At 73.0% G+C, this 21,236-nt stretch carries 14 protein-coding genes and 1 pseudogene; 10 read left to right on the top strand and 5 right to left on the bottom strand.

Annotated elements, in window-relative coordinates; all coding sequences use genetic code 11:
• Window positions 1–45: 45 nt before the first annotated feature.
• Window positions 46–2,529: an FtsK/SpoIIIE domain-containing protein gene (locus BJY16_RS38190; protein ID WP_185044403.1), complete on the bottom strand. Its 2,484-nt coding sequence runs from the start codon at window positions 2,527–2,529 to the stop codon at window positions 46–48.
• Between the two features lie 119 nt (window positions 2,530–2,648).
• Here BJY16_RS38190 and BJY16_RS47945 point away from each other — a divergent pair.
• The 5 genes and pseudogenes from BJY16_RS47945 to BJY16_RS38170 form a co-directional block, all read left to right on the top strand.
• A pseudogene (locus tag BJY16_RS47945) lies at window positions 2,649–3,200 on the top strand (hypothetical protein); the annotation flags it as partial.
• Window positions 3,201–3,915: 715 nt separating this feature from the next.
• On the top strand, window positions 3,916–4,347 hold the full coding sequence (locus tag BJY16_RS46740; RefSeq protein ID WP_203758883.1) for a hypothetical protein: 432 nt from the start codon (window positions 3,916–3,918) through the stop codon (window positions 4,345–4,347).
• Window positions 4,348–5,517 carry an AAA family ATPase gene (locus tag BJY16_RS38180; RefSeq protein ID WP_185044402.1) on the top strand — a complete coding sequence of 390 codons (1,170 nt, stop codon included), beginning with the start codon at window positions 4,348–4,350 and terminating at the stop codon, window positions 5,515–5,517.
• Window positions 5,514–6,767: a vWA domain-containing protein gene (locus BJY16_RS38175; protein WP_221502084.1), complete on the top strand. Its 1,254-nt coding sequence runs from the start codon at window positions 5,514–5,516 to the stop codon at window positions 6,765–6,767. Before BJY16_RS38180 ends, BJY16_RS38175 begins: the two co-directional genes overlap by 4 nt.
• A gap of 51 nt (window positions 6,768–6,818) precedes the next feature.
• Entirely contained in the window at window positions 6,819–12,854 is a 6,036-nt protein-coding gene (locus BJY16_RS38170) for a CLIPPER-2 domain-containing protein (RefSeq protein ID WP_185044401.1), read from the top strand.
• Window positions 12,855–12,888: 34 nt separating this feature from the next.
• On the opposite strand, the gene BJY16_RS38165 is transcribed toward BJY16_RS38170, so the two are convergent.
• Window positions 12,889–13,302: a VOC family protein gene (locus BJY16_RS38165; RefSeq protein ID WP_185044400.1), complete on the bottom strand. Its 414-nt coding sequence runs from the start codon at window positions 13,300–13,302 to the stop codon at window positions 12,889–12,891.
• Window positions 13,303–13,316: 14 nt separating this feature from the next.
• Window positions 13,317–13,835 carry an isochorismatase family protein gene (locus BJY16_RS38160; RefSeq protein WP_203758885.1) on the bottom strand — a complete coding sequence of 173 codons (519 nt, stop codon included), beginning with the start codon at window positions 13,833–13,835 and terminating at the stop codon, window positions 13,317–13,319.
• Between the two features lie 103 nt (window positions 13,836–13,938).
• On the opposite strand from BJY16_RS38160, the gene BJY16_RS38155 reads away from it, so the two are divergent.
• From BJY16_RS38155 to BJY16_RS38140, 4 genes are read left to right on the top strand one after another with little or no spacing between them, the layout of a single operon-like run.
• Window positions 13,939–14,448, top strand: a complete 510-nt coding sequence (locus tag BJY16_RS38155; RefSeq protein ID WP_239176946.1) for a sigma-70 family RNA polymerase sigma factor — start codon at window positions 13,939–13,941, stop codon at window positions 14,446–14,448.
• A complete protein-coding gene (locus tag BJY16_RS38150) occupies window positions 14,432–15,505 on the top strand; it encodes a hypothetical protein (protein WP_185044398.1) in 1,074 nt (357 codons plus the stop codon). The genes BJY16_RS38155 and BJY16_RS38150 overlap by 17 nt, the downstream gene beginning before the upstream one ends.
• Complete coding sequence (locus BJY16_RS38145; protein ID WP_239176948.1) at window positions 15,502–16,437, top strand: ABC transporter ATP-binding protein; 936 nt, start codon at window positions 15,502–15,504, stop codon at window positions 16,435–16,437. The genes BJY16_RS38150 and BJY16_RS38145 overlap by 4 nt, the downstream gene beginning before the upstream one ends.
• The gene (locus tag BJY16_RS38140) at window positions 16,434–17,279 is read left to right on the top strand and encodes an ABC transporter permease subunit (protein ID WP_185044396.1); all 846 of its coding nucleotides are present in this window, start codon (window positions 16,434–16,436) and stop codon (window positions 17,277–17,279) included. The genes BJY16_RS38145 and BJY16_RS38140 overlap by 4 nt, the downstream gene beginning before the upstream one ends.
• A gap of 852 nt (window positions 17,280–18,131) precedes the next feature.
• Here BJY16_RS38140 and BJY16_RS38135 read toward each other — a convergent pair.
• Window positions 18,132–18,746, bottom strand: a complete 615-nt coding sequence (locus tag BJY16_RS38135) for a hypothetical protein (RefSeq protein ID WP_185044395.1) — start codon at window positions 18,744–18,746, stop codon at window positions 18,132–18,134.
• A 468-nt stretch (window positions 18,747–19,214) separates the two neighbouring features.
• Window positions 19,215–19,523, bottom strand: coding sequence for a hypothetical protein (locus tag BJY16_RS38130; RefSeq protein WP_185044394.1), 309 nt, complete (start codon window positions 19,521–19,523; stop codon window positions 19,215–19,217).
• Window positions 19,524–20,046: 523 nt separating this feature from the next.
• On the opposite strand from BJY16_RS38130, the gene BJY16_RS38125 reads away from it, so the two are divergent.
• Window positions 20,047–20,580, top strand: a complete 534-nt coding sequence (locus tag BJY16_RS38125; protein ID WP_185044393.1) for a hypothetical protein — start codon at window positions 20,047–20,049, stop codon at window positions 20,578–20,580.
• Window positions 20,581–21,236: the final 656 nt, after the last annotated feature.

Here is a 21,236-nt window from a genome sequence, read left to right as displayed (position 1 = left end):
GGAAATCAGACCTGTCCCTGCGCCGCCCGTTGCGGCGGTGAGCGGTCAGTTCCGGGGCTGGCGGGCTATGTCGAGGAGGTGGTGGACCACCTCGTGGACGGTGTGGCGGCCCAGCCAGAGCATGGTTCGGGTGGTGGCGGTCGGCCAGTTGTAGATGCCGGTGCGGGCGAAGCCGGCCGGGGGGAGCGTGGCGAAGGCGGCGGCCAGGGCCTCGCCTGCCTGATCCAACCCGGTCAGGACGGTGTGAGGGTCCTGGGAGTTGTACGCGTCGGTGATGACCCGCTCGTCGCGCCCCATCGGGGGGAACTCCGGGTTGTCGGTGGACCGGGCCAGGGTCAGGCGTTCCCGCTGGACCTGGAGGACGTCGCGGACGTGGCAGGTGTACTCCAGGGCGGACCAGGTCTCCGGCGCCGGGCGTCGACGCAGGTCGGCCACGGCGAGCAGAGCCGCGGCGAACAGCGAACCGGCGGCACGCAACCGGGCCGGCAGCTCGTCGGCGGTGACCGTGTCGTAGGTGAAGCCGCACTCCGCGCAGTGCTCGGTGGCCAGGGCGCTGAGCAGGTCGGCGTGCCGGGTCGTGGTCAGTTCGGGACGGGTGGCCAGGAAGTGCAGGGCCCCACCGGGATGGCCCGGGGCGGCGACGATGCCCCGGCCGGGGCGGGCGGATGGGACCGCGGCGGCGGCCGTCGGGCTGATCCCGGACTTCCCGGGGTCGGTGAGCCGCAGCTCCAGGCGCGACCCGAAATGGTCCGCCAATCGCGGATCGAAATCGGACCACTGGGTGGCGGTGGCGACCAGGTGCACGCCCCGGGCGGTGCCGCGCTGGGCGATCTCCAGGAGCAGCTCGTGCCAGTGCGGATGGGCGTCCCAGAACGCGGCCCAGTCGTCGATCACGACGATCGTGTCGCCGCGCGGGTCGTCGAGGCGGGCGTAGAGATCGCGCTTCACGTCGTCGGCTGCACTGCGGTCCCCGAGCATGCCGTGCACGAGCGGGAGCCGCTGGTAGTCGGTGGGCTCGGCGGGGCTGTCGGTCGCGTTCGCGCGGGGCGTCGCGGTCAGGGCGCTGTCCCCGTCTGTCGAGGCGGCAGGCGCTTCGGTGGCTACGGCGGGTGCGGTCTCGGTGAGCGAAGCGGGCGCGCCGATGTCAGCGGCGGCTGCGGCGTGGGTGAGCGAGGTGGGCGCCACCACGCGCAGGGCGGGAGCGGTGTGCGACAGGGAGAGCGCGACGGTCAGCGTACGCAAGATGGTGGTTTTGCCGCTTCCTGGGCCACCGACCACCGCGACGTTGCCGGCGATCGGAAGCCAGATGGTGTCGCGGCGGTGCTCGCGGGGCTTGTCGAGGATCGCGATCGGGACCTGCAACGCGCCGTGCAGGGTGCGGTCGGCGAAGACCAGCCTCTGATCAGGATCGGACACGACGGGGCCGGCGAGTTCGTCGAGGGCGGGGGCGGCGTCGAGCGGGGGCAGCCAGATCCGGTGGGTCGGCTGCGGTCCGGCGGAGAGGTGGTCGAGCCGGCCTGCGGGATCGACGGCGGGTCGGTGGTCGCGGTCGCTGCCGGGTTGCGCGGAGGCGTGGTGATCGGAGGTCCCGGTGGGCGCTGGGGTATCGCCGGGGATGGATGTCTCGGTGGGTGCCGGGGTGTTGATCAGGGTGAACCGGGCGGGCTGGTCGGTGCCGGTGCGGAGCAGGGCCTGGCCCGGGGAGAGGGAGCGGGCGGCGGGGGAGTCGAGGACGAAATCGGGGGCCGCGGGCAGGGCGATCCGGTAGGCGAGATAGCCCGCCAAGTCGGACATGTCCGCAGTGGTGGGGGCGGCCAACAGCAGGTGGATGCCGCGGGCGCGGCCGAGCCAGCCGAGCCGGCGGACCACTTCGCGCAGTGGCGGGTGGTTGTCGAGCAGGGCCGGGAAGCCGTGGCAGATCAGGACCAGGGCGGGCATCGGCGGGTGGTTCGCGGTCTTCCGGAGGTAGGCGCTGTGGCTGGCGCAACCGGCGGCGACCAGCAGGCGCTTGCGGCGGGCCGACTCGCCCTCGAGGACGTCGATCAGCCGCGGCACCAGGTCCCCACCCGGCGCGCCGGATCCGGCCGGGGAGGGGACAGGGCCGGTGGATCCGGGCGGGGTCGAGGGGCGGTCCGCGGATGCGGCCGGGGTCGGCGTGTGGCTCGGGAAGGTGGGCGGGGGTGAGGCGGAGCCGGTGGGGGCGAGCGAGGCGGCGTCGAGGAGGACCGCGGTGTGCGGCAGGCGGTCCAGGCCGTCGAAGGTTCCGGTCGTGGCGTCGAGCAGCACGAAGGTGACCTCGTCCGGGACGTGCTTGGCGGCCAGGCCGAGGACGATGCTCCGCAGCAGGTGCGGCGTGCCGTCCCCGGCGATCAGGCCGTGTGGGCCGATCCCGCCGTCCACGGCCTCCTTGAGGTCCAGCTGGACCGGTGTGCCGTCGGCGGCCCGACCGATGTCGATCCGCAGCCGGTCGTCCGGGAGATCGCGGGGCGGACTGGGCAGGCGAGCCGGAGCACGGTCGTCGGGGAGCACATCGGGCACGGTAGTACAGAAAATCGGGGGTGACGGGGTGGCGGTGAGCGGTTAGGCTGCGCGGCGATGAATACCTCGGAATCCGGGAAGGGGGACATGCCCACCAGAAGTGAGTGCTGATGCGCTCCCTCCTGGACGGTCATCCCCGTCTCCTCGCCTGGCAGCGCGTGCGCGAGTTCGCCGTGCCGCCCACCATGATCGAGTCCGCTGCCACCCGGCGATCGGCCGGCGACTGGGCCGGCGCGTGTGCCGTGTCCCGGGTCGATCCGGAACTGGACCCCCGCGCGATCGGCCGCCGGCACGGCCGCGAGCTGGCCGCGGAGATCCGCGCTGACCTGCGGCACCTCGTTCCGGACCTGCTCCGCTGGCACTTCCCGCGGGTGGAGTCCGGGCTGCTGCGGCCCGGCCTGACCGTGTCGCTGGTCCGCTACGCGCCCCGGCTGCACCTGGTCGCCCGGACCGCTCCGGCCTGGGCCGACGCCGGCCAGCGGATCTCCCTGGCCCTGTGGGACGGCACCTCCGACGGCCGGCACCCGCATCCGCGCCCGCACCGCCGCTTCCGCCTCGACCTGCACCGCCACCTCTGGGACGCCCGCCACACCACCGAACTTGCCGTCCGCGCCGGCGCGCACTCCTGGCCACCGGACAACGCCAAGTCCGGGCCGCTGGACAACGCCAAGTCGTGGCTGCCGGATGGCGCGGGGTGCCGGTCGCTGGACGGTGCGGCGACTTGGCCGCTGGGCGGCGCCGAGAAGGGCAGAGGCGGTACTGCGGCGCGGCCGAGCGAGGGTGTGGTGCGGCCGGGCGACGATGGAGCGGGGTGGTTGTCCGAGGGCGTGGGGGTGTCGTTCGACGAGATGGACGGCTGCGCCGTGCATCGGTGGGCGGCGGAGGCGGAGATCTTGCGGTCCGCCGAGGGCCGGGAGGGCGACCCGGTTCTGGTACGCCTGAGCGCTCGTGATCACCGTGAACTGCCTGCCGGGCTCACCCGGGACGACCGGGGAGCCGCTGGTGAAGGCGTGTCACGGCGTTCCGTGGCACGGACCGCGCTGATCCTGCCGGACGCGGCCACCTGGCTGCTGCCGGATCTGGAGCTGCTCCACGCCGGACTGATCGAACCCGGACAGCTGCATCCGCTCGTCGCCGCGTCGCTCGTGCCCGCCCACCACTCGCCCTCGAACGAGACCCCGGACACGGAGGGCGCTCCGGCCGCGCGCGGGGTCGGCGGCGCGCGAAGGGCTTCGAGCTCGCAGGGTGCTCCGGCCGCGCGCGAGGCTGGCGGCGCCCAGGGGGCTTCGGACGGGCCCGGGGATCCGGGGTCGCTGGGTGTGGCGAGGGCGGGCGGGAGCACCGGCGGGCTGGAGCGGGGCGGGCACGACCGAGCGGGTGGCGGGGTGCGGCTGGTGGAGTGCCGGGGGGGAACGGCACCGGATCGGGCTGGTCGGCGGGGTGCTGGCGGCGCTCGACCACGGGCCGGACGAGCTGCTGCGGGAGGAGATCCTGGTCGGCTTCGGCGGGACGCCGCTGCCCTGCCTGCAGGTGATCGACCGGGCGCTGCGCCGCCCGGACAGCCTCGCCGACATCCGCGCCCGCCTCGACCACGGCGACCTGGCCGGCGCCCTGGCCGCCGTGGAGGCGCTGCTCGGCCCGGGCGCCGCCCTGCGTGACGGCCCGCTGCGCGACGAACTGGCCCGCACCGAGCAGCGGCACGCCGTCTTCGACCGCTATCGCACCGACCCGAACCCGCAACCACCGCCCCGGGGCAAGGTTCTGCCCCGCCGGCTCCGGACCACGACTACCCCCAAGGTGATCTACTGAATGACTCTCGACACCGCTGCTGACCTGCTGAAGCTGCTCGCCGACACGACCACCGAGCCGCGTCCCGACCCGCAGCTGGAAGCGCTCACCCTGGCCGTCGCCGCGGACCTGCCGGTGCTGCTCTGGGGCGAGCCGGGGATCGGCAAGACCGCCGCCCTGAACCAGCTCGCCGACTCCCTCGACCTGCCGCTGACCACGGTGATCGCCAGCGTGCACGAGCCGACCGACTTCTCCGGACTGCCGGTGATCGGCGCCGACCCGGCGGTGCACGGCGTCCCGATGGCCCCGCCGGACTGGGCGGTGCGGCTCGCCACCGCCGGCCGCGGGCTGCTCTTCCTCGACGAGCTGTCGACCGCCCCGCCGGCCGTGCAGGCCGCCCTGCTGCGGCTGGTGCTGGAGCGCCGGGTCGGCGCGCTGACCCTGCCGCCCGGGGTGCGGATCGTCGCGGCGGCGAACCCGCGCGGTTCGGCGGCCGACGGCTGGGAGTTGAGCGCGCCGCTGGCCAACCGGTTCGTCCATCTGCAGTGGATCTACCAGCACGAGGTGGTGGTGCGGGGGCTGGGCGGGACCTGGCCGCGGGCCACCCTGCCCCGGCTGGATCCGGACGGGCTGCCGGGCGCGGTGGCCTTCGCCCGGCGGGCGGTGTGCGAGCTGCTGACCGCGCGGCCGAAGCTGGTGCACCAGCTGCCACAGTCGGAGACCAAGCGGGGCGGGGCCTGGCCGTCGCCGCGCACCTGGGACATGGCGGTCCGGCTGATCGCGTTCGGGACCGCGGCCGGCACCTCGCGCGAGGTGCTGTCGATGCTGGTCCGGGGCGTGGTCGGGGACGGTCCCGGGCTGGAGCTGCTGGCCGTGCTGGACCGGATGGACCTGCCCGACCCGGAGGTGCTGCTCGCCGACCCGGCCGCCGCGGTGCTGCCCGAGCGTGGTGACCTGCGTCAGGTCGTACTGGAAGGGGTGGTCGAAGCGGTCCGGGGCAACGCGGACCGCGAGCGGTGGGAAGCGGCCTGGAGGCTGCTGGTCCGGGCGCTCGACGACGGCGCGCCGGACCTGGTCGTGGTGCCCGCCTCGGAGCTGGCCGGGCTGCGCCGCGACGACTGGCCGCTGCCGTCCGGGATCGAGCGGCTGGCCGGCGCGTTGAACGTGGCGAGGCGGGCGGCCTCAGCATGACGACGGACACCGCCAAGACGGCGGACACCGCGAAGACGATGGACGACGCGAAGACGATGGACACCGAGAAGCTGTATGCCGCCCGGCTGCACGCCGTCCGGGTCCGGCCTTACCTGGCGTCCGCGCTGTTCGCGCTGCACGTGGTGGAGTGCCCGGCGACCCCGACGATGGCGGTGGACCGGTACTGGCGCTGCTACGTGTCGCCGGACTTCGTGGCTCGGATGCCGATGACCGAGCTGGCCGGGGTCTGGGTGCACGAGGTGTCGCACCTGCTGCGCGACCACCATGGGCGGGGCGACCGCTACGTCCGCGAGCACGAGCTGACCGGGCCCGGGGTGCGGCTGCGGCTCAACATCGCGGCGGACTGCGAGATCAACGACGACATCTACGGCGACGGGCTGCCGTCCCCGGCCGGCGCGGTGCACCCGGCGGTGCTGCGGCTGCCGCCGGGCGAGCTGATGGAGGACTACCTGCCGCGGTTCCGGCTGGGGCCGTTCACCGACGGGTACGCCTGGCTGGACTGTGGCAGCGGCGCGGACGGTGGGGAGCGGCCGTGGGATCTCGGGCCGGACGGCGCGCACGGGCTGACCGAGCAGGAACGGGACGCGGTCCGGTTCCGGGTGGCGCAGGGGATCAACGGGGCGCCCGGGCGGGTGTCGAAGGGCTGGCGGCGGTGGGCCGAGGAGGCGTTCCACCCGCCGCAGCCGTGGCGGGAGCTGCTCGGCGCGGCGGTGCGGGCGGCGGCGGCTTCGGCCGGGGCGGGCGACGACTACACGTACGGAAGACCCGCCCGGAGGGCCGCGGCACTGCCGCGCGTCGTGCTGCCCGCCCTGCGCCGCAACCCGCCTCGCGTCTGCGTCGTGATCGACACCTCGGCGTCGGTCAGCGACGAGGAGCTGGGGATGGCGCTGCTGGAGGTGGCGGCGATCGGGCGGGCGGTCGGCGGGCGCCGGCAACTGCTCGGCGTGGTGTCCTGCGACGTGGCGGCCCGGGTGGCGCACCCGATCTGCCGGGGTGAGGGGATCCCGCTGATCGGCGGCGGCGGGACCGACCTGCGGGCCGGTTTCGCCAGCGCGTTGCGCACCCGGCCGGACGTGATCGTGGTGCTGACCGACGGGTGGACGCCGTGGCCCAGTTCGCCGCCGCCGTGCCGGACCGTGGTCGGACTGTTCCGGCGGCGGGGCGGGGAAGGCTCGGATCATACGATGGCGTGGCCGCCGGATTGGGCGCGTTCGGTGCGGATCGGATGATCTCGGCGGAATGCGAGATCGGCTCGGATTCGCACGTTAAGTTGTGTGCTCGTGGCCCTCCGTCGCTGTGCCCACCACCTGCTGGTCCTGTTCCTGCTGGTGGTGTGCTGTCTGCTGGTGTTCGCGCCGACCCGGCGGGAACCGGCGAGGGCGGCGCAGAGCACCTGCGGCGCCGCGGTGAACCTGATCAACGGTGACTTCGAGGCCCCGGCGATCGCGGCCAACTCGATGTCGCTGATCAACGAGGGCCCGGACATGCCGGGCTGGAAGACGACCGCGCCGGACCACGTCTTCGAGCTGTGGCACGAGGTGCGGCAGGGCTTCAACGCCGGCTCCGGGGTGCAGTTCGTCGAGCTGAACGCGAACTTCGTCTCCACGCTCTACCAGGACGTGGCGACCACGCCCGGGCAGACCATGCGCTGGGAGATCAAGCACCGGGGCCGGCTCGGCACCGACGTGATGGCCGTCAAGATCGGGCCGGCCGGCGGCACGCTGGTCCAGCAGGGCGCGAACATCGCCGATCCGAGCACCGCGTGGGGACCCTCGTCGGCCAACTACACGGTGCCGCCGGGACAGACGCTGACCCGGTTCGCGTTCGAGTCGATCTCGGCGGCGCAGAACAAGCCGACCTACGGCAACTTCCTGGACGGCATCTCGTTCGGCACCGCGGCCTGCCTGCTGACCAGCACCGCGGTCAGCGCGGCGACGGCGAACGCCGGGGACGTGCTCACCTACACGGTGACCACCGAGAACCGGGGCGGCAACCCGGCCCAGCTCGCGGTGCTCAGCGACCCGCTGCCGCCGAACACCACGTTCGTCCCCGGCTCGATCCGGTCGGTCACCGGGGCCAGCAGCACCACGGTCACCGACGCCGCCGACGGCGACACCGGCGAGTACGACCCGGCCACCCGGACGGTCCGGGTGCGGGCCGGGACCGGGGCGACGCCGAGCGCCGGCGGGACCATCCCGGTGGGGGAGTCGCGGTCGTTCTCGTACCAGGTGAAGGTGAACACCGCGGCGGCGGAGAGCACGCTGGCCAGCACCGGCGAGGCGGCGTACACCGAACCGATCTCCGGATCGCGGCTCACCTCGACCGGCAGCACCACCGCGACCAGCGTCGCGGCCGCCGCCGACCTGCGGATCAGCGCGGTGGTCGGGGCCGGCGGGGTGGTGGCCGGCCGGGCCGCCACCACCAACCTGACGGTGACCAACGCCGGGCCGAGCACCGCGAGCGCCGTGCAGGTCAGCGCGGTGGTGCCGTTCGGGATCGTGAACGTCGGGGCGACCATGCCCGGGGCGACGTGCACGGTCACCGGGCAGAACGCGCGCTGCGACCTGGCCGGCATGCCGTCCGGCGGCACCGGGGTGATGACGGTCAGCGGCGACGTCATCGCCCAGGCCACGCCCGGGGTGCAGGCGACGCTGACCTCGGCGGTGACCAGCTCGACGTTCGAGGTGAACCAGGCGGACAATGCGGCCTCGGTGAGCGCGGCGGTCGCCACCCTGGCCGACGTCGGCGTGACCATGACGAACACGGCGGGGGTGGCCGGCTCGCCGATCACCTACACCGCGACGGTCACCAACGCGGGACCGTCGATGGCCCGCGGCCTGGTACTCGCCGACGTGATCCCGCTGGCGACCGCGACCTACACCAGCGCCAGCGGCGGCACCTGCGCGGTCACCCCGATCGGCACCCTGGAGTGCCAGCTGGCCGACATGATGCCGTCGACCAGCACCACGGTGACCATCAACATGACCTTGAAGGCGTCCGGTGGCGGCGCGGTGAACAACGCCGTCTCGGTCACCTCCAGCACCCCGGACCCGTCGGCCGCGAACAACAACTTCTCGGTCCAGTCGGCCGGGACCGCGGTCGCCGACGTCGGGGTCAGGCTCGGGCTGAGCCAGCTCAGCGCCTACGCGGGCGACAGCGTCACCTACACGCTGACGGTCACCAACAACGGTCCGTCGGACGCCACCAACGTCACCTTCAACACGGTCACCCCGCCCGGTGTGACCATCGTCCGGAACAGTCCCTACTGCACCGCCAACGCCTGCACGGTCGGCACCCTTCCGGCCGGGGCCAGCATCCAGCTGGGCGGCACCGCCACCCTCGGGGCTTCCGCGGCGGCCGGACCGGGGTTCGCCAGCACCACCGTCATCTCGCCGACCACCGACAACAACGCGGCCAACGACACCGACACGATCAACTTCACCGTGCTGCTCCGGGCCGACCTGGCGGTCACCCAGACGCTCGGCAATCCGAGCGATCCCAGCGCGCTGGTCGCCGGGCAGACCGTCACCGGCGCGGTCCGGGTGGTCAACAACGGGCAGACCCGGGCCGAGGGCGTGGTGCTGCGCCAGGCCATCCCGGCCGGCCGCCCGGTGCCGGCCGCCTCGGCCAGCGCCGGCAGCTGCACCTTCCAGGGCACCGTGACCGGCGGCGTCACCCCGGACGGCGGGAGCTACGTCTGCAACCTGGCGACCCTGGCCGCGTCGGCGGACTGGCAGATCACCTTCGCCGCGGTGCTGCTACCCACCGGGTACGGCAGCACGGCCTACGGCCGGACCGCGACCGTGTCGGCCAGTACGCCGGACCCGGTCGGCGGCAACGACACCGTCACCACCACGGCCACCGTCGAGCAGCGCGCCGACCTCGAAGTGATCAAGGTGGTCACCGGCAGCACCTCGATCGTGCAGTCCGAGGAGGTGGACTTCGAGGTCCAGGTGATCAACCACGGCCCGTCCGACGCCACCAGCGTGGTGGTGCGGGAGAGCCCGGACGCCGGGCTCACCCTCACCTCCGGGACGGCCACCAACGGCACCTTCGACACGGCCGCGCAGCGCTGGACCATCCAGCGGATGATCCCCGGCAACACCCCCGGCGCGGTGCTGACGCTGCACGGCACCGCGCTGGGCAGCGGCACGCTGAACAACAAGAGCGAGATCGTCGCGGCCGACGGGACCGACCCGGTCGCCGGCAACAACAGCGACACCGACGGGGTGACCGCCGCGGCGGCCGCGCCGGCGCTGAGCATCCGCTCGGTCAGCGTCGTGTCGGCCACCCCGGCCGGGGTCGGCGCCACCATCGACTACGTCTACGAGGTGAGCAACACCGGCAACCTGCCGATGACGTCGCTGACCCTGACCGGGAACCTGAGCGGCACCTCCACCTGCGCGCCGGACAGCGTGGCGGTCGGCGCCACCACCACCTGCACCGGCAGCAGGCACACCGTGTCGAACGCGGAGGTGCTGGCGAACCGGCCGATCACCGACACGGTGACGGCGCAGGCGGTCAACACCAGCACCGTGCTGCCGGCCACCTATGCCCAGCTCAGCTCCAGCGTGCCGGTCGCCGTCGCGCACGCCTCGCTGGCCGTGGTGCTCACCCCGACCGTGAGCACGGCGAGCCGGCAGAACGCGGCGGCCAGCGGCGACTGGATCTCCTACACCTACGCGGTGACCAACAACGGCAACGTGCAGATGGACGGCGTCACGGTCACCGACACCAAGGGCAACACGATCAACTGCCAGCAGCCCGACCTGGCCATCGGCGCCTCGATGACCTGCGATCACACGCCCGGGCAGGGCTACCGGGTGCAGCAGTCGGACATCGACGGCGGTGGCCCGGTCACCAACACCGCCACGGTGTCGTCGACCACCCCGGTCGCCAGCTTCAGCTCCCCGGTCAGCTCGGTGCCGGTCGCACCGGCGGCGCCGGCCCTGGACATCGAGGTGAAGCTGCCGCCCGGGCTGGTGACTCCGGTCCGGGTCAACGACGCGATCAACTACACCTACAAGATCACCAACACGGGAAACGTCGGTCTGGACACGGTCAGCGTGACCGATCTGAGCATCGCCACGATCAACTGCCCGGCCAGCGTGATCCCCTTCGGCGGCACCCTGACCTGCACCTCGACCACCCCGTACACGGTCGTGCAGGCCGACATCGACGCCGGCGTGGACATCCGCAACGACGCGATCGTGGACGCCCGCAGCGTCGCGCCCGGCCATCTGCCGGCCAACGCGGAAGGCTCGCTGCCGGTCCCGGTGGTGACGGCCGGACCGGCGCTGACCGTGACCACCGTGCCGCACGTGTCGCCGACCGGGCACGCCGGCGCGGTGCAGCCCGGCGACACGGTGGCGTTCACCCATCAGGTCCGCAACACCGGCAACGTGACCATGCGGCTGGACAGCGTCAGCGACTCGCTCAGCGGAGGCGCCACCTGCGACGCCGCCTCGCTGCTGGTCGGCGGCACGGCCGCCTGCACCGGGAACGCGGCGTACCGGGTGACCCAGAGCGACTACGACGCCGGGGTGGCGCTCTCCGCCACCACCCGGGTGACCGGCCGGGCGCCCGGCGAGGCCACCGCCGGCCCCTACGCCACGACGACCACCAGTGTGCCGGTCGGCGTCGGCGTCGCGACGCTGACCGTCACCACCGGCGCCACCCACGTGACACCGGCCGAGCACGTCAACGCGGTCGAGGCGGGGGACACCGTCACGTTCGACTTCCTGGTCACTAACATCGGCACGCTCAGCATGCGTACGGTGACCGTCACCGACACCCGCAGCGGCCGGGCCGCCTGCCCGGCCGACACGCTCGGCCCGAACGGCTCGATGACCTGCGTCTCGGCCGGCTACCGGGTGACCCAGGCGGACATCGACGACGGGTACCCGCTGACCAGCACCGCGACGGTCACCGGGCAGGTCGGCGGTGGGCCGGTGCAGAGCTTCGGCCCGGCCGCCACCTGGGTGCCGGTGGTGGTCGGCGCGCCGTCGCTGGACGTGCAGCCGATCGGCCGGGTGACGCCGGACGGCCACCAGGGCGCTCCGGTCGCCGGGGACACCGTCACCTGGACCTACCAGGTGGTCAACAACGGCAACCAGACGATGGCCGACGTGGCGGTCACCGGGCCGGGGACGATCGTCTGCCCGCAGACCGGGCTGGCCGTGCGGGAGGCGGTGACCTGCACGACCGCCGAACGGCACACGGTCACCCAGGCCGAGGTGGACGCCGGGAAGCCGATCACCACGGTGGTGTCGGCGGCCGGCCGGGCGCCGGACGGGGCGCACAGCTTCGGGCCGTTCCACGGGACGGTCGCGCTGACCGCCGGGCAACCGCTGCTGGAGATCACGCTGACCACCCGGGTGGCGTCGGCCGCCGACGCCTCGGGGAGGGTGTCGGCGACGGCGTCCTCCGGGGCCTCGCCGTCGGCGGCGGCGGTGGAGCACGGGGTGACCGCCGGGGACCTGCTGCGGTACACGTACGCGGTCTACAACCGGGGCAACGTGACGGTCGGCGAACTGGCCGTGGACCACGCCCGGGGCGGGACGGTGAGCTGTGCCAGCACCCGGCTCGCGCCCGGCGACGGGACGGACTGCCAGGCGGTCACCGACTACCGGGTCAGCCAGGCGGACGTGGACGCGGCGCACCCGATCCGGGACACCGCGGTGGCCCGCGGGGTGGTGCCCGGCTCGCTGCGCAAGGTGTCGTCCCGGCCGGCCAGCACGACGGTGCCGCTGGCCGAACCGGCGCCGAAGCTGGGCGGCGCGCAGACCGCGGTCTGGACCGACACCGACGGCGACGGGCTGCTCGGGCCGGGCGACGACGTGATCTCGACGATCGTGGTCACCAACACCGGCACCGTCACGCTGGTCAACGTGCGGGTGACCGGGCTGCCGGCCGCGGTCACCTGCGAGGCCACCCGGCTCGCGCCCGGGGCGTCGACAACCTGCCGGTCAGGGGTCTACCACCTGACCGCGAAGCAGATCGCGGCCGGCCGGCAGACCTTCCAGGCGAAGATCGCCGGGGACCTGGTCGACCCGGACGCGGACGACGTGACCGCGGAGGCGCCGTCGACGGTGGCGGTGCCGGCCAAGAAGCCGCTGCCGGCGCCGGCCGAGCCGCTGGCGCCCGAGGAGCCGGACGAGCCCGGGGATGCGAAGCCCGGCAAGTTCCCGGTGACCGGGCCGGCGATCGCCCTGGTCGTGCTGGCCGGGACGGTTCTGCTGCTGGCCGGTGGGGGACTGCGGTATCTCGGCCGGCGACCGGCGCACGCGGCCTATCGCCCGGCGCACCGCAAGTAGGGGCACCGCGACCGGGACGGAGCGCCACCGGTGATCAGGCGGCCACGCAGAACTCGTTGCCCTCCGGGTCGGTCATCACCACGTGATGCCCGTCGAAGACGGCCCGCACCCGCCCGCCGATCGCCCGCAACTGCTCGACCTTCGCCTGGATGCGCGGCCACGGCTCGCCGTCCTTTCCCACTCGGACGTCGATGTGCAGCCGATTTTTCGCCACCTTCGGCTCCGGCACCTCGAGGAACACCAGCCGCGGCCCGACGCCGTCCGGATCGTGCAGCCAGGCGCCGTCGCCCTCGTCCTCGGCCGGCTCGCCGAACGAGGCCGCCCACTCCGCCCGGGTCGTGAACGGCGCCGGCGGCGGCTCGTCCACATATCCCAGCGCGACCTTCCAGAACTCCGCCAGCTCCGCCGCCCGCACACAGTCGAACGTCAGATCCACCCGTAACGCCATCGCACCAACCTCCGTCATCGCAGCCGGTCCAGGATCTCCGCGGTGCTCAGCACCTCGCCGAAGCGGGGCAGGACCACCGACAGCGCGTGCGTGTGCTCCGCCGCCGTCATCCCGCTCATCGCGTCCGACGCGAACACCACCTCGAAGCCCAGGTCGGCGGCCGCCCGCGCGGTCGACTCCACGCCCATCGTCGTCGCGATGCCGGCCAGCACCACGGTGTCCACGCCGCGCTCGCGCAGCGCCCCCTCCAGGCCGGTGCCGGAGAACGCGCCGATCGTCCGCTTGACGATCGGGACGTCGCCCGGCCGCGGCTCGAACTCCGGCACGAAACCGCTGCCCGGCGGCTGCTCGGTCACGTTCGGCCGGTCCACCCGGACCGGCACCACCAGGCCACCGGCGGCGCGGAAGGCGTCGGCGAGGGCGACCGACCGGGCCACCACGTCGGCGCCGCGGTGCGGGCCGAGATCCTGCGCCACGATGCGGGGCATCAGGTCGATGACAATGAGCGCGCTGCGGCCGGCGGTGAACATCATGGCGACGACGGTGTCACATTCGGCCCGCCGGTGGTGCTTCAGAGATGTGAACCTGAGCGGAAGAGCGCCGGCCGCGATTCTGCCGGTCGGACGGAAGGTCGCCGTGGCGAAGAGACAGCCCGCGGTGCGGGCCGACCTCGAAGAGGTGTTCCGCACCGCCTACCCCCGCGTGGTCGCGGTCGCCGCCCGTGTCCTGGGCAGCCGGGACGAGGCCGAGGACGTGGCCCAGGAGGTCTTCCTGACCTTCGGTCGCTCGGCGGTGCCGGCCGGCGAGGCGATCGGCTGGCTGTCGGTCGCCGCCGCGCACACCGCGCTGAACCATCTGCGCTCCGGCCGCCGGCGCGCCTCCCGCGAGGAGGCGGTCCGGCCGGATCCGGTCAGCCCGGACGTCGCGGACGCGGTGGTGGTCAACGACGAACGCCGCCGGGTCCGCGCCGCCCTCGCCCGGCTGCCCCGCAAGCAGGCGATCGCCCTGGTCCTGCGGCACAGCGGCCTCAGCTACGCCGAGGTCGCGGCCGCCCTCGACCTCTCCCCGGCCAGCGTCGGCACCACCGTGCGCCGCGCCGAATCCGCCCTCCGGAAGGAGTTGCACCGCCATGCGTCATCCGAGTGACGGCACGCTGCGCCGGCTCCTGGACGAGCCCGCCGGCGTCCCGGACATCGACCGCGACCACGTCGCGGCCTGCGACATCTGCCAGTCCGGGCTGGCCGCCGCCGGGCGGGACGCGGATCTCGCGGCCGCGGCGCTCGCCTGCGACGTCGATCCCGACATCGAGACCGCGTGGCGCGCCCTGTCCGCCTCGGTCACGGCCACCCCGGCACAACCGGTCAGACCAGCTTTCCGTACGACCGTCAGCCGCCCCCTGATCGCCACCGCGGCCGCCGTCGCCCTGCTGGCCGGCGCCACCGCGGCCGCCGCCACCGACTGGTTCCCGGTGTTCCGCGCCGACAAGGTCGCCCCGATCACGGTCAACCCGGCCGAGCTGGTCCAGCTGCCCGACCTGTCCGCCTACGGCACGCTGGTGATCGACCGCGCGCCGCACGTCCGCCAGGTCACCGACGCGGCGGCGGCCGAGCAGGTCACCGGCCTGCCGACGCCGGTGGTGGCGAGCCTGCCGCACGGCGTCACCGGCACGCCCGCCTACTTCGCCGGTGACCAGGCCGCCGCGGTCTTCACCTTCTCCGCCGCCAAGGCCCGGCAGACCGCCGAGGCGGCCGGCGAACCGCTGCCCGCGCCGCCGGCCGGGCTGGACGGCGCGAAGTTCCGGCTCACCGCCGGTCCCGGCGTCGCCGAGGTGTGGCGCGAGTCCCGCGGCGCGCCGGCGATGGTCGTCGGCCGGGCCACCGCGCCGCGGGCGTTCTCGTCCGGCATCCCGTTCGCCACCGCCCGGGACTACCTGCTCACCCTGCCCGGCATCCCGCAGGCGGTCGCCGACCAGCTGCGCCGCTTCTCCGCCGACGGCGCCACGCTGCCGCTGATCGTCCGGTCCGCCGACCAGACCAGCACGACCGCCGACGTGAACGGCGTCTCGGCGCTGGTGCTCAGCTCCCGCGACGGCGCGTTCACCGGCGTCTTCTGGGTCCGCGACGGCATGGTCAACGCGGTCGCCGGCTCGCTGAGCGCCGACGAGGTGCTGGACGTCGCCCGGAACCTGAGGTGGGGCCGGTGACCGGCGGGCAGTCCGCCGCGGTCTGGGCGTCCGGGCTGCGCAAACGCTACCGGCGGCAGGTCGCGGTGGCGGACGTGTCGCTCACCGTGGCGCGCGGCGAGGTGCTGGCGCTGCTCGGCCCGAACGGCGCCGGCAAGACCACGGTGATCAAGATGCTGCTCGGTCTGGTCCGCCCGGACGCCGGCGAGGTGATGCTGCTCGGCCGGCCGGGCCGCGACCCCCGCGCCCGGGCCCGGGTCGGCTACCTGCCCGAGCTGTTCCGCTACCAGCCGTGGCTGACCGCCGCCGAGGTGCTGGCCCTGCACGTGCGGCTGGCCGGCCTCCCGGTCCCGGCCGCCGACCGGCACGACTGCCTGGCCCTGGTCGGGCTGGCGGACCGGGCCGGTGACCGGGTCGGCGGCTTCTCCAAGGGCATGCAGCAGCGCCTCGGCCTGGCCGTCGCCCTGGTCGCCTGCCCCGACCTGGTGATCCTCGACGAGCCGACCAGCGCCCTCGACCCGCTCGGCCGGGCCGACGTCCGCGACCTGGTGCTCACCCTCAAGGAGCGGGGCGTCGCGGTGCTGCTCAACTCGCACCTGATCGGCGAGGTGGAGCGGGTCTGCGACCGGGTGGTGATCCTCGACCGGGGCCGGGTGGCGGCCGCCGGCACGCTCGGCGAGCTGCTCGGGCAGAGCGAGCTGCGGCTGCGACTGGAGGACGTGGGCCCGCTCGCCCACGACCGCCTGGCGGCCGCCGGGCAGGTGAGCCACGAGGGCGACCGGTACGCCGTGGTGCTGCCCGCCGAGCCCAAGCCGGAGACCGTCCCCGACCTGGTCCGGGACCTGGTCGAGCTGGGGGTGCGGGTGCACGCCGTGGAGCCCGGGCGGATCACCTTGGAGGAACGGTTGCTGAGCATCCTGCGTACCGGGAAAGAGGACGGTGACCACCGATGACCCGCACCGTGATCGCGATGGCGGCCCTGACCCTGCAGGAAGCCGCGAGGCGGCGTGTCCTGCGGTCGCTCGCACTGCTGACCGTGGTGCTGCTGGCGCTCAGCGCCTGGGGCTTCTCCCGGATCGAGGCCGAGTTCGGCGACCTGACCAGCGGCGAGTCGAAGGTGGTCGCCTCGGTCATCCTGAACCTGGTGATGTTCGGGCTGAGCCTGATCGCCGCGCTCGGCACCGCGTTCCTGGCTGGGCCGACGCTGGCCGGCGAGGCCGAGTCGGGGATCGCGCTGGCCATGCTGGCCCGGCCGGTGCACCGGTTCGCGGTGCTGCTCGGCAAGTGGCTGGGGCTGGCCGTCTTCGGCAGCGGCTTCGTCGCGGTGGCCGGACTGGCGCAGCTGCTGATCGTGCACGCCACGGTCGGCTACTGGCCGCCGGACCCGGTCACCGGCCTGCTGTTCCTCGCCGCGCAGGCGGTCACCCTGCTCACCCTGGGCCTGCTGTTGTCCACCGCGGTCTCCCCGATGGCGTCCGGGATCACCGCGGTCGGCCTGTTCGGCGCCACCTGGATCGCCGGGGTGGTCGGCATGGTCGGGCACTCGCTCGGCAACGAGAGCGTGGCCCGGGTCGGCACCGTCTCCCGGGTGCTGCTGCCCACCGACGGTCTGTGGCACGGCGCCATGTACGCGCTGCAGGACGCCACCATCCCGGCCCAGCTCGGCCCGCGGTTCGACGCGCCGCCGTTCCTCAGCCAGACCGGCCTGACCACGCTCTACGTCGGCTGGGCGGCGCTCTGGGTGGCCGTGGTGCTGGGGCTGGCGGCCGTCGTCTTCCAGCGGCGCGACCTGTGAGCCGGGTGCGTTCTTTGGAGTGAGTCGCGGCACCCGTCGTTGGTCAAGGTAGCGGCCGCGGCCCGCGTCCCCGGCTGGCTCACATGGGTGTCTCAGCACGCTTGAGACACCCATGTGAGCCAGCCGAGACCGTTCGCGTGCCCGCGGCCGTGACCAAAGGACTCTCTCGCTGCCGCGCTGCCGCTCGGACTCCTACGGAGGTTTTTCTGGTACGACTGGCGGTCCCATGGCAGTCGGCTCGCGAGGCTGCGGCCCGCTCACGACCGCTGCGCGTGTCGTGCGGGTCCGTGGGCACCTCGCGAGGCCCACGTGGCCACGACCGCGACGCGAGCCACGGGATCGCAGCCCGCAACCGCGCGTCGCGGCGCAACGGTGTGTCCCTGCGCAGCGGTGCGTCGCGGCGCAACGGTGTGTCCCGGCGCAACCGTGCGCGGGCCGCAAGCCTCGGGGTTGCCCCGGGCGGACCCGCACGACACGCGCCACGACCCGTGCCCGGGCCGCAGCCTCGCGGGCCGGCTCGCACAGAGCCCCCAGTCGTACCAGAAAATGATCCGCAAGAGTCGGAGCGGCATCGCGGCAGCGAGAGAGTCCTCAGCTCTGCCATTGAGCTGGCAGCCCGCACAAACAGCCGTACGGTGATCAGAAGTACCGCCTGTCGGGATACCCGAAGGGGGTTCGTTTCCGCAGCTCAGGGGGCATCTTCGACACGTGTCGCGTGTTGACTGGCGCTGGCGGCGCTTGGACGAGCGACCGCGGAGCAACCTGTCGTGCCGCTCCGGAACACCGCTGGCTCGGCGTCGGGCAGCTTGCGGTAGGCCACCTCATCCGGTCGGCAGACCAACGCCGGCTGTCTCAGGCTCCGGACGCGCCGGCGCGATGCGGACTCTGCATCGCGTTGCCTAGCATCGGACGGTAGCCAGACGGCGCCGGCTGTGGCCACCGCGGCGGTTCCTCGATCGCGGCGTGCAGCCGCTCGGCGACCTCGGCGACAACTTCGCCGACCGCCTCGGGCTGCACTTGGTCGTAGGCTGCCTGCTCATCGTCCAGGTCGTCGACCAGGTCAGTGGTCAGACCGGGTTCGACGTCTTCGAGGGCACGGACGATCCGCAGCGCACCGTGCGCGCCGACCTCGTATTCGCGGCAGGCGGCCGCGGTCGCGTCGAGCACCGCCGCAGCGGCGGCCACATCATCTCGGTCGATCTGAGCGCGACTCACTCTGGCAAGCATGGCATCGTTCGACGAGGTCGCGGCCAGTTTCTGGCACCCGGAAATTGAGCATCTGCGCCTGCCGCCGTTGACGGACGAACTGGTCGTCGACGCAGAGGAGCAACTCGGTGTCACCTTGCCGGCCCCCTCATTGGCCTGCTTCGGATCCAGAACGGCGGCGTCATCGCCGACGCCTGGGACGCATGCCCGGCCGACGCGAACTTCTACGCGGACGAGTACGTTCCTTTCGATCACCTCCACGGGATCGGACCCGCGGGGCAAGCCGAGACGATCACGCTGCTGGACACGCCGTACCTGGTTCAAGAGTGGGGGCTTCCGTCACCAGTGGTTCTGCTCAGCGGCGAAGGACACAACTGGCTCGCCCTCGACTACCGAATACGCGGGCCATCCGGACAGCCGTCAGTTGTCTGGCTGGACAACGAGTTGAATAACGAGCTGGCGCTCGCACCGAACGGCGCTGGCCACCGGGAACTGCCCGGAAGCCGCTGGAGCCGGTATCGAGGTCGACCTGATCCGGACGGGTCCTGGGCCGGCCGCCGCCAAGTCCGCGGCACCCTGATCCCGTGATCAAGAGGGCACGGAGCAGGGAGCCCTGTGCAGGCCGGGCGGTGATTCATCCTGGCCGTGAACGGCGGAGCCCCCTCTTCGCACTCCGGTAAAGGATGACTTGCAGGACGACCTGTGCGGCTCATGGCGTCGCCGCTTCGGTCAGCCTTCGCGGATGAGGCTGCGCAGCCGGTTCACCAGAGCATCGAGTTGTTCGTTGAGTGCCTTTCGCGCGTCCGGATCGTCGCGGTAGATGAAGAAGTCACGGGGTGGGCAGAGACTGCCGGCGTCCTCCCTGGCCACCGCGAGGATGTCATCGTCGCTGGCGTCGACCCAGAGGTTGTGTGCGAGTCGCCGGACCGCCTGCTGCCACGGTCGGGCCAGAAGGTTCGAGCGCCCTTCGGCCAGCAAGATGGCGTTGAGCTCGTCGGCGGCCTTGCGCGCGTGAGCGATACGCTCCGCACTTGTCATTGCGGTCACTGCAGTGCTCTCCATCCGGGCCGGCCGGTTACGGACAAGTGGATAGCGATGATTCGGCTGCGGAGCCCACTGCCGTGCAGCCTTCGATCGTCGCGGTGAAGGGTGTCGACAGGCTCTCCACGCGCCACCTTCTCATTCTTTCGATCAGCGCGCCGTCACGGCTTGGGTGCGGTCCTTCAGTGGCTGCCGCACCATCGGTTCTCTCACGGCCCCGCCGCGGCACGTTCGAACCCGACTGCCAGCGGTGCCCGGCTCGGCGACACCCGACCGGAATCAGGATCCAGCCGCCCCTGAGCGTTGAGGCTGCTGGACCGCTTTGCCGGGCATCATCGGCCAATACCCGGACGCGGCAGCCGGCGGCGTTCGGATTGGCGTCACGGTGATGCCGATCCGAACGCCGCTGAGACGTTCCGGCCGTGTGATGTCTCGTTGAACGTGACGCAGCCGGGACCGCAGCTCCGGCTGTGATCGTTCGGCTGATCCCCTGACAAGCTGGGCTGCGGATACTTCACCGGTGGCCATCGTTGATCTCATCCGGGTACCAGCCGGTGACGCGGTGACATTCCGTCTGCGCCGGTCGCGGCTGTGGCTGAGGATGGTGCTGATCTTCGTACCCATGTTTCTGCTGGTCCGCTTGACCACGATCGGCCTCTCGCTGGATGCGTGGGACTTCCCTGGAACGGTGATCTGGGTGCTGCTGACGGCGATCGGGGGAGCAACCGGGACCGTCCTCGGTGCCGGCCGCAATCTCGGCTGGATACGCGCCTCGGCCGTCGGCTTGGAGTTCGCAGCCACCCGCCGCGAACCAGTGTTCTTGCCATGGTCGGCAGTTCAGTCGGTCGCCCTGCGCTTCACCGGCCCGTTGACCGAGCTGCTGGTAACTCCCACCAACCTGAACGCCGCTACCGTCGCCGCCGTATCGGCCTGGTCCCCACGGGTACGTCGACGCTCGGGTGCCGCCGCCTTCATCGTCGACGTCGGCCTGATGAGACCCGGACCGTCGGCGCTGCTCGCCGAGCTGAATCGACGGCTTGTCGCCCATCGTTGAGGCAGGCCACCCTGGCGTGACCGATCCGGTGCCATCTGAAGTCCCAGACGCAGACCAGCGTGAAGCGGACAGCTGCGTTAGCTGAAGGTGCCGTTGCCAGGCCGACCGATCCGGCGTCGGTGGTGGCCGTGCCCTGGCCGGTCGGCTTCCGCACTCCGGCGCCCGGGCTGATCGCCTGGACGAGCACGAAGGTGCGCGTCGCGCGGAGTGACGACCGCTGGTCGATGGCGGGTGGCCCGGCTCAGCGGAGCCGACAGCCAGGGGCATGCGTGGCCGTAGGGGCGGGCGGTGCGCCGGTCGGGTGTGCCCGAGGAACTCCTGGATCGCGCCCGACCCCGCGCCCTCGGGAGCGCCCGCAGCAGCTCGCGGCTACCAAGGAGGTCGCCACCGGGCCCGCCTAAGCCGACCACCAGGCCTTCCGGTACACCCAGCGCCGCGTGGTGGGCACACCTCCCACGCAGACCACACATGGGCGCTCGCCGACGGCGGCCCTGCAACTTGACCGCTCACCGCCGTGCGAGGGCGAGTCATCACGCTGACTCACGCGCCATCATCCGCCACTATCGCGCCCGCAGGAATCTCGGCCGACACCGGAACTGCAGCCTCGCCGCCGCCATCACAACCGGAACCTGCGGCCTGATCGAACACGCGATCAT

It is taken from the genome of Actinoplanes octamycinicus, assembly GCF_014205225.1.
GTDB classification, from domain to species: domain Bacteria; phylum Actinomycetota; class Actinomycetes; order Mycobacteriales; family Micromonosporaceae; genus Actinoplanes; species Actinoplanes octamycinicus.
The sequence above is the reverse complement of the archived record's forward strand: the minus strand, read 5'-3'. Positions and strand labels throughout refer to the sequence as shown.